The organism is Flavobacterium sp. ACN6 (assembly GCF_002304005.1).
Taxonomy (GTDB): Bacteria; Bacteroidota; Bacteroidia; order Flavobacteriales; family Flavobacteriaceae; genus Flavobacterium.
Window position 1 is genome coordinate 151060 of the sequence record NZ_MRCQ01000001.1, and the last position, 15929, is coordinate 166988.

11 protein-coding genes are annotated in these 15929 nt (G+C 33.0%); 2 read left to right on the forward strand and 9 right to left on the reverse strand.

Going from position 1 to position 15929, the window contains the following annotated elements; all coding sequences use genetic code 11:
* Positions 1-28: 28 nt before the first annotated feature.
* The 7 genes from acs to BSF42_RS00800 all read right to left on the reverse strand — a co-directional run bounded on the left by acs (position 29) and on the right by BSF42_RS00800 (position 10748).
* Positions 29-1939 (reverse strand): acetate--CoA ligase, encoded by a 1911-nt coding sequence (gene acs, locus BSF42_RS00770; RefSeq protein WP_095951220.1) that lies wholly within the window; start codon positions 1937-1939, stop codon positions 29-31.
* Between the two features lie 492 nt (positions 1940-2431).
* On the reverse strand, positions 2432-3901 hold the full coding sequence (gene ilvC / locus BSF42_RS00775; RefSeq protein WP_095951221.1) for a ketol-acid reductoisomerase: 1470 nt from the start codon (positions 3899-3901) through the stop codon (positions 2432-2434).
* A 63-nt stretch (positions 3902-3964) separates the two neighbouring features.
* On the reverse strand, positions 3965-4486 hold the full coding sequence (gene ilvN, locus BSF42_RS00780) for an acetolactate synthase small subunit (protein ID WP_095951222.1): 522 nt from the start codon (positions 4484-4486) through the stop codon (positions 3965-3967).
* An 88-nt stretch (positions 4487-4574) separates the two neighbouring features.
* Positions 4575-6263, reverse strand: a complete 1689-nt coding sequence (ilvB, locus tag BSF42_RS00785; RefSeq protein WP_095951628.1) for a biosynthetic-type acetolactate synthase large subunit — start codon at positions 6261-6263, stop codon at positions 4575-4577.
* 166 nt (positions 6264-6429) lie between these two features.
* Positions 6430-8103, reverse strand: a complete 1674-nt coding sequence (gene ilvD / locus BSF42_RS00790) for a dihydroxy-acid dehydratase (protein ID WP_095951223.1) — start codon at positions 8101-8103, stop codon at positions 6430-6432.
* A gap of 269 nt (positions 8104-8372) precedes the next feature.
* On the reverse strand, positions 8373-9491 hold the full coding sequence (gene leuB, locus BSF42_RS00795) for a 3-isopropylmalate dehydrogenase (RefSeq protein ID WP_095951224.1): 1119 nt from the start codon (positions 9489-9491) through the stop codon (positions 8373-8375).
* A gap of 81 nt (positions 9492-9572) precedes the next feature.
* Positions 9573-10748: a 2-isopropylmalate synthase gene (locus BSF42_RS00800; protein WP_095951629.1), complete on the reverse strand. Its 1176-nt coding sequence runs from the start codon at positions 10746-10748 to the stop codon at positions 9573-9575.
* A gap of 155 nt (positions 10749-10903) precedes the next feature.
* On the opposite strand from BSF42_RS00800, the gene BSF42_RS00805 reads away from it, so the two are divergent.
* Positions 10904-12448 carry a hypothetical protein gene (locus tag BSF42_RS00805; RefSeq protein ID WP_095951225.1) on the forward strand — a complete coding sequence of 515 codons (1545 nt, stop codon included), beginning with the start codon at positions 10904-10906 and terminating at the stop codon, positions 12446-12448.
* 289 nt (positions 12449-12737) lie between these two features.
* Here the strand turns inward: BSF42_RS00805 and BSF42_RS00810 are convergent, their stop codons facing one another.
* Positions 12738-14393: a M1 family metallopeptidase gene (locus BSF42_RS00810; protein ID WP_095951226.1), complete on the reverse strand. Its 1656-nt coding sequence runs from the start codon at positions 14391-14393 to the stop codon at positions 12738-12740.
* Between the two features lie 175 nt (positions 14394-14568).
* Between BSF42_RS00810 and BSF42_RS00815 the strand changes: the two genes are divergently transcribed.
* On the forward strand, positions 14569-15267 hold the full coding sequence (locus BSF42_RS00815) for a carbohydrate-binding family 9-like protein (protein WP_095951227.1): 699 nt from the start codon (positions 14569-14571) through the stop codon (positions 15265-15267).
* Positions 15268-15281: 14 nt separating this feature from the next.
* Here BSF42_RS00815 and BSF42_RS00820 read toward each other — a convergent pair whose 3' ends face one another.
* Positions 15282-15878 (reverse strand): hypothetical protein, encoded by a 597-nt coding sequence (locus BSF42_RS00820; RefSeq protein WP_095951228.1) that lies wholly within the window; start codon positions 15876-15878, stop codon positions 15282-15284.
* Between the last annotated feature and the right edge of the window lie 51 nt (positions 15879-15929).

Consider the following 15929-nt stretch of genomic DNA (forward strand, 5'->3'; position numbering starts at 1 on the left):
AGGCATTTTTTATTGATCTATATTTTACTTAAGAAATTCTTTCATTCATAATTTGTTCTACAACTTCTGGATTTAATAATGTTGACGTATCTCCAAAATTAGAAAAATCTCCTTCGGCTATTTTACGTAAAATTCTACGCATAATTTTTCCAGAGCGAGTTTTTGGAAGTCCAGAAACAAACTGAATTTTATCCAATTTAGCAATTGGTCCAATGTGATCTGCAATATATTGATTGATCTCTTTTGACAAATTCTCTTTATTTCTAACTTCTCCAGTTTCTTTTAGAATAACATAACCATATAAAGCGTTTCCTTTAATATCATGAGGAACTCCAACAATAGCAGATTCTGCAACTGCAGGATGCTCATTGATCGCATCTTCAATTGGCGCTGTTCCTAAATTGTGACCTGAAACAATTACAACATCATCTACTCTACCCGTAATTCTGTAGTATCCAACTTCATCTCTTAATGCTCCGTCTCCTGTAAAATATTTTCCTGGAAAAGCAGAGAAATAAGTTTCTTTGTAACGATCGTGATTTCCCCAGATTGTTCTGGCAATTCCCGGCCAAGGAAATTTAATACATAAACTTCCCACAACTTGGTTTCCTTCAATTTCGTTGCGTTTTTCATCCATCAAAACGGGCTGAATTCCAGGCAATGGTAAAGTTGCATAAGTTGGCTTGGTTGGGGTTACAAAAGCAATTGGCGAAATCATGATTCCTCCAGTTTCTGTCTGCCACCAAGTATCAACAACCGGACATCTCTTATCTCCTACGTGGTCATTGAACCAGTGCCAAGCTTCTTCGTTAATTGGCTCTCCAACAGATCCAATAACTTTAAGAGATTTTAGGGGATATTTTTGAATATAATCTAAACTTTCTTTTGCTAACGAACGAATTGCAGTTGGTGCTGTATAGAATTGTGTAATTTTATGTTTTTCGATAATTTCCCAAAAACGGCTGAAATCTGGGTAAGAAGGAACTCCTTCAAAAATAACAGTTGTACCTCCATTTAATAATGGTCCGTATAAAATGTACGAGTGTCCAGTAATCCATCCAATATCTGCAGTACACCAGAAAATATCATTTTCTTCGTGGCTAAAAACATTTTTAAATGTGTATGCTGTATAAACCATGTAACCAGCAGTAGTATGAACCATTCCTTTTGGTTTTCCTGTTGATCCTGAAGTATATAAAATAAACAACGGATCTTCTGCGTCCATAATTTCAGCAACACTATTGTCTAAAGCTGCATCTAATAAAGGCTGTAACCATTCGTCACGACCTTCTTTCATTTTTACTTCAGTCTTAGTTCTTTTCGCAACTAAAACTTTTGCGACAGATGGGCAAGTTTCTAAAGCTTCATCAACAATTCCTTTTAAGTCAATTGTTTTGTTTCCTCTATAACCTCCATCAGATGTGATAACCATTTTACATTCGCAGTCATTAATTCTTGCTGAAACTGCAGATGCAGAAAATCCAGCAAAAATAACAGAATGTATTGCTCCAATTCTAGCACAAGCCAAAACAGCAACGGCTAACTCAGGAATCATTGGCAGATAAACACAAACTCTGTCTCCTTTACGAACACCTTGCTCGCGAAGAACGTTTGCCATTTTTGAAACTCTTTCGTATAATTCGTTATACGTTATATGTAAAGCTTCTTCAGAAGGATCGTTCGGTTCAAAAATAATTGCCGTTTTATCGCCTCTTTTGCTTAAATGTCTATCAATACAATTTTTGGTAATGTTGACTTTAGCTTCTGTAAACCATTTTACTTCAGCTTCAGCCATATTAAAATCAACTACTTTTTCCCATTGTTGGTACCATGTGAAATTTTCCTCAGCTATCTTTCCCCAAAACTTTCTTGGCTCTCTTATTGATTTATTATAATGTTTAAAATATTGTTCTAAATTTTCAATTTTGTAATAGCTCATCGTTTGTTGAATTTTTTTATAAATGTATTAAATCTGAATGTATTCTAGAAATAATTTAATTCATAAATTTTATTAAAAAAAAACATTTATTTAATAAAACATGATTATTATTTGCATTTGGTATATTTTTTTATTTTTTAAACCAAATTAGAAAGGGCAAAAAAGGCATAATAAATAGATATTATGCCTTTTTTAATTTAACAAATTTCAATAACAATTAATTTTTTAAAACTGCTTTTACCATACTTTTCTCTATTTTGAAAATAGCAGCATCTTTATTAATTAAAACAGAAATTTCAACAAGTATATTTTATTAAATATACCCCATTATGGGATTAGCTTCACTTAACTTAACCTTGCAGAAGTTAAGTGAATGCAATATGCATCTATATCTATTTTCTTAATAAGTGCTTACTAATTCAAAATATTACAAATCATTGATACAGTGCAAATCCCGCAAAATCCAATTTTGCGGGAATTCCCATTTTTTAATTATCCAATTTTTTTCATAGCTGTCATAGACTCTCTCAACCATGCTCCTACTTCTTCGATAGGGTGCTGGCGAATTTCTTTATTTACAGCAATTAATACCGCATTGTCTACTGCATTTGAAGTTGAAAATGGTTTACCAATAATATTAGTTTCTACATTTTTCATGAATTCAGTCAACAAAGGCTTACATGCATGATCAAACAAATAACAGCCATATTCTGCAGTGTCAGAAATTACACGGTTCATTTCGAATAATTTCTTTCTTGCGATTGTGTTTGCAATTAATGGCAATTCGTGTAATGACTCATAATAAGCAGATTCTTCGATGATACCAGCTTCTGTCATTGTTTCGAAAGCTAATTCAACACCCGCTTTAACCATTGCAATCATTAATACTCCATTATCAAAATATTCCTGCTCAGAAATTGGAGCTTCCTGCGGTGCAGTTTTTTCGAAGTTAGTTTCTCCTGTTGCAGCTCTCCATTTTAATAAATTAACATCATCATTAGCCCAGTCAGCCATCATAGTTCTTGAAAATTCTCCAGAAATAATATCATCTTGGTGTTTTTGGAATAACGGACGCATGATGTCTTTTAATTCTTCAGCTAACTCATAAGCTTCAATTTTTGCAGGGTTTGATAGACGGTCCATCATGTTTGTGATACCTCCGTGTTTCAAAGCCTCAGTAATAGTTTCCCATCCGTATTGAATTAATTTTGAAGCATAAGCAGCATCAATTCCTTTTTCAACCATTTTATCAAAACATAAAATAGATCCAGTTTGTAATAAACCACAAAGGATAGTTTGCTCACCCATTAAATCTGATTTTACTTCAGCTACGAAAGATGATCTTAAAACCCCTGCTCTGTGTCCTCCAGTTCCAACTGCATAAGCTTTTGCCTGATCTAAGCCTAAACCGTTTGGATCATTCTCTGGGTGAACTGCAATAAGTGTTGGAACTCCAAAACCTCTTTTGTATTCTTCACGAACCTCAGAACCTGGACATTTAGGTGCGCACATAATTACTGTAATATCTTTACGAATCTGCATTCCTTCTTCTACGATGTTGAATCCGTGAGAATAAGCCAAAGTAGAATCTTTTTTCATTAATGGCATAATAGCAGTTACCACAGCTGTATGTTGCTTGTCTGGTGTAAGATTACAAACTAAATCTGCTGTTGGAATCAATTCTTCATAAGTTCCTACAGTGAAACCATTTTCAGTAGCATTTTTATAAGAAGCTCTTTTTTCAGCTATTGCATCTGCACGTAATGCATAAGAAATATCTAAACCAGAATCTCTCATGTTTAATCCTTGATTCAAACCTTGTGCTCCACAGCCTACAATTACAACTTTTTTTCCTGCCAATGCAGCAATACCGTCTGCAAATTCAGACTGCTCCATAAATTCGCAAACTCCTAATTGTTCTAATTGTAATCTAAGTGGTAATGTATTGAAATAATTTGCCATTTTTGTTTTAATATTTAATGAAATGATATTTAATAATTTTTATAATTTGGGTAACTAAACTGTTTATTTATAAGATTCTAATAAAGATGAAATTTCCATTTTTTCTTTAGAAACTGAAATTCTTCCAGAACGTACAAACTGCATTATGCCGTATGGTTTGAATTTTTTGTATAATTCTTCAATTTCAGAACGTCTCCCCGATTTTGAAATCACAAAGAAATCCCTTGAAACCGTAACAATCGTAGACTGGCTGTCTTTGATAATATTCTGAATTTGTTTCTCATCAAACAATAAATTTGAAGCGATTTTAAATAATGCATTTTCTAAATAAATAGTTTCTTCATCTGTGTGATAAAATGCTTTTATAACTTCAATTTGTTTTTCAATCTGACCAACAATATTCTGAACCCATTTTTCTGTTGTTTCTACAACAATGATAAATCTAGAAACATTCTCTATTTCTGATTCAGAAACATTTAGACTTAATATATTAATGTGACGCTTTAAGAATATACCTGATATTCTATTTAATAAACCCACGTTATTTTCTGAGTATACCGATATGGTAAATGTTTTATCTTCCATTTTGTTTTTTAGTTTATTTTGTTTCAAGTTTCAGGTTTCACGTTCTCAACAGAACCTGAAACCTTAAACTTGAAACCTGAAACTTTTCCTAGCTTAATCTAATTTCTGAAACACATGCTCCTGTTGGAATCATTGGGAAAACGTTGTTTTCTTTTTCCACCATGACCTCTAAGAAATAAGATTCTTTTGAAGCCAGCATTTCTGCTACTGCTTCATCTAAATCTTCTCTTTGTGAAACTTTTTTAGATTTAATATGGTATCCTTCAGCAATTGCAACAAAATTTGGATTAATCATTTTTGTTGATGCATATCGGTTATCAAAGAACAATTCCTGCCATTGACGCACCATTCCTAAAAACTCATTATTTAAAATGACAATTTTTACAGGAACCTTAGTCTGAAAAATAGTTCCCAATTCCTGAATTGTCATCTGGAAACCTCCATCACCAATAATAGCAACTACTTCACGATCTGGTCTTCCCATTTTAGCTCCAATTGCAGCTGGCAAAGCAAATCCCATTGTTCCTAATCCGCCTGAAGTAATATTACTTTTTGTTGAATTAAATTTAGCATAACGACAAGCAAACATTTGGTGCTGACCAACATCTGAAACGATAATAGCATCACCTTTTGAGTGTTTGTTAATCATTTCAATAGTTTCACCCATTGAAATTCCTTTATTGTTTGTTGGATTTAATTCTTCATTAATAACCGTTTCAACCTCTATCTTTTGTAATTCTTTGAATTCATTGTGCCAAGATTCATGAGAATTGTTTTCAATTAAAGGCAGTAAAGCATTTAAAGCTTCTCTGACATCTCCTAAAACAGCAACTTCTGTTTTTACGTTTTTATCGATTTCTGCAGGATCAATTTCAAAGTGAATCACTTTTGCCTGTTTTGCATACGTTTTTAAACTTCCCGTAACACGGTCATCAAAACGCATTCCTAAAGCAATAAGCACATCACACTGATTAGTAAGCATATTTGGCCCATAATTTCCATGCATTCCTAACATTCCAACATTTAAAGGATGATCTGTTGGAAGAGCCGAAAGACCTAAAATAGTCCACCCAGCTGGAATTCCCGATTTTTCAATTAAAGCTTTTAACTGCTCTTCGGCTTGACCGAGAATAATTCCCTGTCCGAAAACAATAAAAGGCTTTTTGGCACTATTAATTAAGGCTGCAGCTTCGGCAACTTTATCTAATTTTAATTTTGGAACCGGAACATAACTTCTAATTCCTGTACATTTTTCATAACTAAAATCAAACTCATCAAACTGAGCATTTTTAGTAATATCAATTAATACAGGTCCTGGACGTCCAGAACGAGCGATATAAAAAGCTCTTGCTATAATTTCAGGAATTTCAGAAGCCTCCGTTACCTGATAATTCCATTTTGTAACCGGAGTAGAAATTCCGATAATATCTGTTTCCTGAAAAGCATCAGAACCCAATAAATGTTTTCCAACTTGTCCAGTGATACAAACCATTGGTGTTGAATCAATTTGAGCATCTGCAATTCCAGTTACAAGATTAGTTGCTCCCGGCCCAGAAGTAGCAATTGCCACTCCTACTTTTCCTGTAGCTCTCGCGTATCCTTGAGCTGCATGCGTTGCACCTTGTTCGTGACGTACTAAAACGTGGTGTAATTGATCTTGAAATTTATATAATTCGTCATAAACCGGCATGATTGCTCCTCCTGGATAACCATAAACCAAGTCTACTCCCTCTGCTAATAAACATCTTATAACGGCTTCTGCCCCTGATATTTTCATAGTATATTTTGTTTTATCAATGTCAATTTCAAAAATCAATATCAAAAAATTCAATGGCAATGTCAAAATCAATTTTAATGAAAAATTCTAAATTGATTTTTTTTTTGCTATTTGATTTTTGATGTTGTTATTGTCATTGCTATTGATTTTTGATATTGTTATTTAATTAGTTATCGGTAACGCAGCCTGTTGAAGCGCTTGACACCGATCTGGCGTATTTAAGTAAAACTCCTTTTGTAACTTTTAACGGCGGTTGTACCCAAGCCGCTTTTCTAGCTGCAAATTCTTCGTCGGAAATCTTCAGGTCAATAGTATTTTTTACAGCATCGATCGCAATCAAATCACCATCTTTTACTAGAGCAATACCACCACCATCATAAGCTTCTGGTGTTACGTGTCCTACCACGAATCCATGCGAACCTCCAGAGAACCTTCCGTCTGTAATAAGAGCACAGCTGCTTCCTAATCCAGCTCCAATAATCGCAGATGTAGGTTTCAGCATTTCAGGCATCCCTGGACCACCTTTTGGCCCGCAATACCTGATGACGACTACATTACCTGGTTTTATTTTTCCGGCCTGAAGACCTGGGATTACTTCAAATTCTCCTTCAAAAACTACAGCTGGTCCTTCAAAATATTCTCCTTCTTTACCACTGATTTTCGCAACAGCACCTTCAGAAGCAAGATTTCCGTATAAAACCTGAATATTTCCTGTAGGTTTTAATGCTTTTTGAATTTCATGGATTACTTGCTGTCCGTCTTGTAAATCTGGAATACTTGCTAAGTTTTCTGCAACCGTTTTTCCAGTTACAGTTAAACAATCTCCATGAATTAATCCTTCTTTCAATAAATATTTCATTACTGAAGGAATACCTCCAACTTCATGAATATCTTCCATCATATATTTACCACTTGGCTTCATGTCAGCCAAAACTGGTGTTTTGTCATTAATTGCTTGAAAATCATCCAAAGTAATTTTGATATCAACAGCGTGAGCCATTGCAATTAAGTGCATAACTGCATTTGTAGAACCTCCTAAAACTGCTACAATTGTAATAGCATTTTCGAAAGCTTTGCGAGTCATAATATCTCTTGGCTTAATATCTTTTTCTAATAAAACTTTAATAGCAGCACCTGCAGCAAGACATTCATCTCTTTTTTCCTGACTTAAAGCAGGGTTTGAAGAACTGTATGGCAAACTCATTCCTAATGCCTCAATTGCAGAAGACATTGTATTTGCAGTATACATACCACCACACGCACCAGCACCAGGGCAGGCATTTTGAATAACACCTTTAAAGTCTTCTGGTGTAATTTCATTTTTTACTTTTTTACCTAAAGCTTCAAAAGCAGAAACGATATTTAGTGATTCTCCTTTCCATTTTCCAGAGTGGATTGATCCTCCATAAACCATCATCGATGGGCGGTTTAATCTTCCCATAGCGATTAATGCTCCGGGCATATTTTTGTCACAGCCAGGAATTGCAATTACACCATCATACCATTGTCCACCTACAACTGTTTCAATTGAATCTGCGATTACATCACGAGAAACCAATGAAAAACGCATTCCTTCCGTTCCATTAGAAATTCCGTCACTGACACCAATGGTATTAAAAATAAGTCCGACAAGATCTACATCCCAAACACCTTTTTTAACATCTTTTGCTAAATCATTTAAGTGCATATTACAAGTGTTACCATCGTAACCCATGCTCACAATACCAACTTGTGCTTTTTTTAAATCTTCTTCAGTTAAACCAATTCCGTACAACATTGCTTGCGCCGCAGGCTGTGTTTGATCTTGAGTGATGGTCTTGCTGTACTTATTTAATTCCATTATTGTTTTATTTTATTTTAATTTTTATTCCAAAAAAAAACCTTCCAGTATTTGGAAGGTTTGTAATATAGTTTTTCAATTATATTTATAACATTCCCGATGCAGATGTGTGAATCACATTGACAACAACGACAGAAATAATAATAATTGAGATTTGCATCATTTACTTTTTAGTGTCACAAAAGTAGCTAAACTTATGGAACTAAAAAAATAAAATCTCAACATTTCAAATACTTCTTGTGATTATCTTCACTTTTTAACAAAAAATATTAAACAATTGTAGATTGCCCAATACTTACATTATCATTATTAAAATACAGTAAATCATCTTTACTGAAAATAAAATTAGAAACAAACTCTCCTACTTCATTTGTTCCAAATTTTGAATCTGGTTTTAAGTCAACTGTTACAACTTTGTACTCAATTGCTTTTTCAACCGCTTTATAAATTACATTAGCTTCTTTAGTTAATCCAAAATGCTCTAGCAAAAGTGCAGCTGCTAAAATCGAAGCAATCGGATTAGCAATATTTTTTCCTTTTGCCTGCGGATATGATCCGTGAATTGGCTCAAACAAAGCATTTTTTTCGCCTAAAGATACTGATGGCAATAAACCAATTGATCCTGTAATTACACTAGCTTCATCAGATAAAATATCTCCAAACAAGTTCTCCGTTAAAATCACATCAAATTGTTTTGGATTTAAGATTAACTGCATTGCCGCATTGTCAACAAACAAGAAATCTAAAGCGACATCTGGATAATCTGAGCTCACTTTCTGAACTACTTTTCTCCACAATCTTGAAGTTTCCAAAACATTAGCTTTGTCTACCATTGTTAACTTCTTACGACGTTTTTGTGCCGATTTAAAAGCTAAATGTGCAATTCTACTGATTTCTTCTTCTGTATATTCACATAAATCAGAAGCGTGCGTTCCTTCTTCGTTTAATGTTTTAGCTCCAAAATAAGCACCTCCTGTTAATTCTCTGAAAATTGTAAAATCTGCTCCTTCAATAATTTCTCTTTTTAAAGGAGAAGCATCAATTAATGCTTTATAAGGTTTTATTGGACGGATATTTGCAAACAAGCCCAATTCTTTACGAAGCTTTAACAATCCTTGTTCTGGACGAACTTTTGCATTTGGGTTGTTATCATATTTTGGATCACCAATAGCCCCAAGCAAAACTGCATCTGTATTTAAACACAAATTAAGCGTTTGTTCCGGCAAAGGATTTCCTGTTTTATCAATTGCAACTGCTCCCATGAGCGCATCTTCAAAAACAAATTCATGATTGTAAACTTCAGCAATAGCGTACAACGCTTTTTTTGCTTGTAAAATAACCTCAGGTCCAATTCCATCTCCTGGCAAAACTGCAATTTTCAAATTCATAACGTCTCGTTCTTTATGTATTTAAATCCTTATATTATTTTTTCTCTATCTTCTTTGCTCTATTTTCTATTCTCTTCTTAACTAGCTTCTAATTAATTCACCTTCAATTTTAGAAGCTTCAATAATCTGATGAATATCAGCATCTACTACTTCTTTTTTGATATCTGCAAATTTTAAAAACTCAATATATACAATATCCAACTGTGTTTTTGTAAGCTCGTAACCCACTTTTTTAGCTCTATAAGCCAAGGCTGCTCTTCCGCTTCTTGCTGTCAAAATAATTGAAGATTCGTTTACACCAACTTCAAGCGGATCCATGATCTCATAAGTAGCTCTGTTTTTGATAACACCATCTTGGTGAATACCAGAACTATGGGCAAAAGCATTTGCTCCTACAATCGCTTTATTTGGCTGTACAATCATTCCCATACTTTCAGAGACCAAACGACTCATTTCGTTCAATTCTCTTGTATTAATGTTTGTATCTAAATTTAGGTAAGGATGTTGTTTGAAAATCATTACCACTTCTTCAAGTGCTGTATTTCCAGCTCTTTCTCCAATACCATTAATTGTACATTCTATTTGTCTTGCTCCATTTATAGCACCTGAAATTGAATTTGCAGTTGCCATTCCTAAATCATTATGACAATGACATGAAAGGATTACGTTTTCGATTCCTTTTACGTTTTCTTTTAAATATTTAATTTTTGCTCCGTATTCTTCTGGAAGACAATATCCAGTAGTATCAGGAATATTTAGTACTGTTGCTCCAGATTTAATCACTTCTTCACAAACCTTTGCCAAGAAAGCATTATCTGTTCTACCAGCATCTTCTGCGTAGAATTCAACATCTTCTACATAAGACTTTGCATGTGCCACAGCATACTTTGCTCTTGCAATAATATCTTCTGGAGTAGTATTTAATTTGTGGAGGATATGAGATTCTGAAGTTCCGATTCCAGTATGGATTCTAGGTCTCTTAGCGTGCTTTAAAGCAGCTGCAGCAACATCAATGTCATTTTTTACGGCTCTTGTTAGTCCGCAGACCGTTGCATTTTCTACAATTTTACAAATCTCAGAGACGGATAAAAAATCGCCTGGACTTGATACAGGAAAGCCTGCTTCGATAATGTCAACTCCCATTTTGTCAAGTCGTTCTGCGATAACTAATTTTTGTTTAGTATCTAACTTACATCCTGGAACTTGTTCACCATCTCGCAAAGTGGTGTCAAAAATTTGAACTTTCTCTCTATTCATATTCATTTATTTAATGTAATTTCACATCTTGATAACAAATATATATTGTACTACCGCAGTACCAAATTCATTTTAATGAAATTATACTGTTCATAAAACGATTTATACCTTATTAATTACTTTAATATCAATAAGTTACATTATTATTTTTTACAATGGCTAACCATCAAAAAGATTTCTTATTTGTTTTAATCAAATCACTTTCGAAATCAGAAAAAAGGCAGTTTAAAATTTTTGCAAGCCGATTAGAGACGAGTTCAAACACAAAATTTATCGAGTTATTCAACATTCTTGATAAATCTGAGGTTTACGATGAAAAGCTGATTCTGAAAAGCGGTATTATTCAGAAAGTACAGCTATCTAATTTAAAATCATACTTGTACAAACAAATCCTAGTAAGTATCCGATTGAATATTCCGAGCCAGAATATTCGTTATCAGCTTCGCGAACAAATGGATTTTGCTGTTATTCTTTATAATAAAGGATTGTACAAACAGAGTTTGAAAATTTTAGACAAAACAAAACAGCAGGCACTTGAGAATGATGAAAAATATATGGCCTATGAAATTGTTGAGTTTGAAAAACTAATCGAATCACAATACATTACCCGAAGTATTCAAGGCCGCGCTGACGAACTGGTTGTTCAGGCTAAAGAATTGAATTATCGTAATACTATTTCGAGTAAATTATCCAATTTATCGCTGCAGTTATACGGAATAATGCTTAAAACGGGTTACGTAAAAAGTGATACAGAATACAAATATATTGACGATTATTTCCATAGACATATTGCAAAGTTAGACGAAAGTAAATTCGGATTCCGTGAGAAATACTGGTTTTACAATGCTAATTTATGGAGAAGTTTTCTAGTTCAGGATTTCTTGGCTAGTTATAAATATGCCTATAAATGGGTACAGCTTTTCTACGATAATCCTAGTATGATTTATTTGAATCCGGTGTTTTTCTTAAAAGGAAATCATTATTTCTTAGAATCGCTTTATATGTTAAAGTACAAATCTAATTTCAAGAAATACTTGAATCTTTTGGAAGAAACTATCGCAGATCCAAAATTCCCTGCAAATGATAATATTGCCTCACTTTCATTTTTATATGTATATAATAACAAATTAAATCTGCATATTTTAGAGGGAACTTTTGCCGAAAGCGAATATCTAATTCCAGAGATTCTCACTAAGCTTAAAGTCCACAGTGAGCATCTTGATGAACACCACGAAATGTTGTTTTTCTATAAGATTGCTTCTATTTACTTTGGAGTTGAAAAATACAACGAATGCATTAATTATTTAGATAAAATCATAAACAACAAGAACTTAACGATGCGCGAAGATTTGATGTGCTTTGCGAGACTTTTATCTCTAATTGCACATTATGAACTTGGAAAAGATTATTATTTAGAAAATCATCTTAAAAGCACTTATAAGTTTTTATTGAAAATGAATGATTTACATGAAGTTCAAAAAGAAATCATCAAATTCCTTAGAAATTTAAACAACTTTTACCCTGCTGATATTAAGAAAGAATTTAAAAAAATGCACGCTCGTTTTGTAGAGTTGGAAAAGAACACTTACGAAAAAAGAGCGTTCTTGTATCTAGATATTATTTCTTGGCTGGAAAGTAAAATTGAAAACCGAAAAATCGCTGCTATTATAAAGGAAAAAGCAAAATTGAATAATCGATAAGTTTTTTAAATTCCAATTCTCTAAATTCCAAATTCCAATAACAAAAGCGCTAAAAAAAACTTACTTTTTTAGCGCTTTTGTTGTCATCCTGAGGAACGAAGGATCACACTCGTAAATCAACAAAGATTGGAAAATTACTATTCGATAGTTTATAGTGTGATCCTTCGTTCCTCAGGACGACAAACTTTACGCAAACAACAAACCCGACAGGTTTTAAAAACCTGTCGGGTTTAGTATTAATAAATTCCAATTTTGGAATTTGGGATTTTTGTATTGGAATTTTTAAAATTTATTCCACAATATTAGAAGTCGTTACATAGAAATTTTTATCTACTTCGAGCTTTCTATCTTCGTTTGTTGTTTTTACCGACTGCCATTCTGTTGTTGGTTTTAACAAAGTTTCCACTCCATTAATTTTAACCTTAACAGGCATATCAAACTTGGAAACACAATTTGTCCAGTGGTAACCCAGCGTTCCATTTTTAAACATATATTCAAAAACTGGAATTTGAGTTGTAGTTAAATATTGCGCATAAACTCTGTTGAAATTAATTCCAGACTGGTCATTTATATAATCTTCAATTTGTTTTGAAGTCACCGTTTGGTGGTAAAAAGTTTTATTTAAACCTCTTAAAATCGATTTCCACTTAGCATCATCATTAACAATCTGGCGGATGGTATGCAGCATATTCGCACCTTTCGGATACATATCACCAGAACCTTCATTGTTTACATCATAATGACCAATAATAGGCGTATCATTCTGAATGTTTTTTCTGCAGCCAATTACATATTCAGCAGCAGCTTCTTTTCCGTAGTAATACTCAACAAAAAGACTTTCTGAATAATTAGTAAAACTTTCATGAATCCACATGTCAGCGATATCTTTGTAGGTAATATTATTAGCAAACCATTCGTGACCCGATTCGTGAATAATAATAAAGTCGAATTTTAATCCCCAGCCCGTTCCGCTTAAATCGCGCCCTAAGTAACCTTGTTTGTATTGATTTCCATACGTTACAGAACTTTGGTGCTCCATTCCTAAATAAGGAACTTCTACCAATTTGTAACTGTCTTCATAAAACGGATAAGGTCCGAACCAGCTTTCAAAAGCTTTAAGCATCTTTGGAGCATCTTTAAAATGTTCTTTTGCTAAAGCCAAATTATCTTTTAAAACATAATAATTACAGTCTAAATTACCTTTTTCTCCTTTGAATACTTCAGAAAAATTTACGTAATCACCAATATTAATATTTACTCCGTAATTGTTTATCGGGTTTGAAACATACCAATTAAATGTTTTTGTTCCGTCTTTTTCTTTTTTAACACTTTGCAGTCTTCCATTAGAAACTTCCGTTAAATCTCCAGGTACATTTACACTAATTAACATGTTTTCAACTTCATCATACATATGGTCTTTACATGGCCACCAAACACTTGCACCTAAACCCTGACAAGATGTAGCGATAAAATCTTTTCCATTTTTATCTTTTTTCCAAGAAAATCCTCCATCCCATGGTGCTCTAACCGCTTCTTTTGGTTTTCCATTATAGGAGATTACAATTTCTTTTGTATCTCCAACTTTTTGTTTCTCCGTTAAAGTAATGAAGAAAGCATTCCCGTCTCTTTCAAACTTTAAATCTTTTCCATTCTGAGTCACCTTTGTAATATTCATTGGTTCCTGCAGATCAATCTGCATTCTGTTGTTTTCTGTTAAAACTTTGTAACGAACAGTGTTAGAACCTGAAATTGATTTTTCAGAAGGATTTACCTTTACATTCAAATGATAGTATTTTAAATCCCACCAAGCTCTTTCCTTTGTAATGCTGCCGCGTAAAGTATCTTGATGTGTAAAAACCGTTTCTGACTTATTTAAAAGTCCTTGAGCATTAGCGCTGAAACCAATTAAAAAAGCAGTTAAAATGCTTCCAAAGTATTTTTTCATTAGTTAGAAATATAAAATAAATAAGTATATATCCCGAAACTTCGGGAATTAATCTACAGCAAATGTAAACATTCGAATTAAGTTTTTTTAAATTTTATGATTTCTATTCGAGTGATGCTACATCAAAAATCATTATTCTTCTCTATTTTAGCATAATAAAATTACCGTCACTCTTATGAAATTTTATTTATTCCTTTTTTCAATCATCGTGGTCTCTGTTAACCGAATTTATTCGCAGACTATTCCAGTCTATAAGGTTAATGAAGAAATAACTGTAGACGGTGATTTGTCAGATTGGAAAAATACTTTTCTAGGTCCGTTTGTAATTCATAATTCTGGTGAAAAAGCAGCTCAAAATACTTTTGTTTCACTTTCGTGGAATGAGGAAAACTTATATATCGCTTACAACTGCACCGATTCTAAGATCATTGGGAAAGCACAGAAGAAAGATTCCCAGATTTTTTATACCGATGATTTGGTAGAGATTTTTATTGATCCTGATGGAGACGGTCAAAATTATATTGAGATTGGAGTCAATGCATTTTCAACTAACTATGACCTGCTTTTAAAATGTATTTCTCCCGATTGCGGCGGATGGAAGACCTCAATGCAATTTGATATTAAAGGAATGGAATCTGTCAGCAAAATTAATTCAGAAGGCTATACTGTAGAAATTAAAATTCCGTTTTCTAATCTTGAAAAAATTAAAAACGGTAATTTTTCAAAACCAATAAATGGTACAAAATGGAAAGCAAATACTTTTAGAATTGATTACGGTAACACGATCGAATACCTTGCATTACAACCGTATAAGAGTTTGAAATTTGGCTTTCATCAGCCACAGGAATTTGCTGTTTTTGAGTTTGTGGAGTGATTTATTTTTCGAAGTTAATAGAACAACTGATATATTTCGGTAGGCTTATAATACTCCACATCTTGAACTAAAAACTTAAAAAATGAATTAGACGTGGTCATTCTATAAACTGCAAAAATGGATTTGTTACGTAAAAAATACAGCTTTTGGGAAAATTCATAATTTAAACCTCCATATAACGTATATGTTTCCAAAAACATAGAAACTCCCTTTTTTAAAACTGTAGGATTAGAAAAATCTTTGGGTAGAAGTATATTTATGAAAGTATCATTATCTACGTACAGCTCTCCAGTACTTTGATTAATTGGAATAAAATTGCCATAAGCTGTTTTTTCTAAAAATAAAATTAATCGCTGGCCAGGTTTCAACTCTTTTATTCTTGAATCACAAAGCCATTCTTTCCAAAGGGAAATACTAATTTTTATAGCTGATCTTCCTTTTAAAAATTGACTAATTGTAAATTCATATTTATCTTTAGAAACTTTAGATACAACTCCATCAACAATCAAATCTGCTTTTGAAATAACGATAGAATATGGCAGTGCTTCTTTCTTAAAAGCATAATTAAAATAGGAATTAAGAAATAACAACAAACAGATATACCATTTCATAAAGAATATTTTTACCTATTAAAAGTACTTTATTTTACTATTCCGCACAAA

What these genes read in the sequence shown, in the direction of transcription:
- ilvN (WP_095951222.1), bottom strand. Translation starts at nt 4,486, where the DNA reads ATGGAAGATAAAACATTTACCATATCGGTATACTCAGAAAATAACGTG.
- BSF42_RS00820 (WP_095951228.1), bottom strand. Translation starts at nt 15,878, where the DNA reads ATGAAATGGTATATCTGTTTGTTGTTATTTCTTAATTCCTATTTTAAT.
- ilvD (WP_095951223.1), bottom strand. Translation starts at nt 8,103, where the DNA reads ATGGAATTAAATAAGTACAGCAAGACCATCACTCAAGATCAAACACAG.
- BSF42_RS00800 (WP_095951629.1), bottom strand. Translation starts at nt 10,748, where the DNA reads ATGAATAGAGAGAAAGTTCAAATTTTTGACACCACTTTGCGAGATGGT.
- BSF42_RS00815 (WP_095951227.1), top strand. Translation starts at nt 14,569, where the DNA reads ATGAAATTTTATTTATTCCTTTTTTCAATCATCGTGGTCTCTGTTAAC.
- BSF42_RS00805 (WP_095951225.1), top strand. Translation starts at nt 10,904, where the DNA reads ATGGCTAACCATCAAAAAGATTTCTTATTTGTTTTAATCAAATCACTT.
- acs (WP_095951220.1), bottom strand. Translation starts at nt 1,939, where the DNA reads ATGAGCTATTACAAAATTGAAAATTTAGAACAATATTTTAAACATTAT.
- leuB (WP_095951224.1), bottom strand. Translation starts at nt 9,491, where the DNA reads ATGAATTTGAAAATTGCAGTTTTGCCAGGAGATGGAATTGGACCTGAG.
- BSF42_RS00810 (WP_095951226.1), bottom strand. Translation starts at nt 14,393, where the DNA reads ATGAAAAAATACTTTGGAAGCATTTTAACTGCTTTTTTAATTGGTTTC.
- ilvC (WP_095951221.1), bottom strand. Translation starts at nt 3,901, where the DNA reads ATGGCAAATTATTTCAATACATTACCACTTAGATTACAATTAGAACAA.
- ilvB (WP_095951628.1), bottom strand. Translation starts at nt 6,263, where the DNA reads ATGAAAATATCAGGGGCAGAAGCCGTTATAAGATGTTTATTAGCAGAG.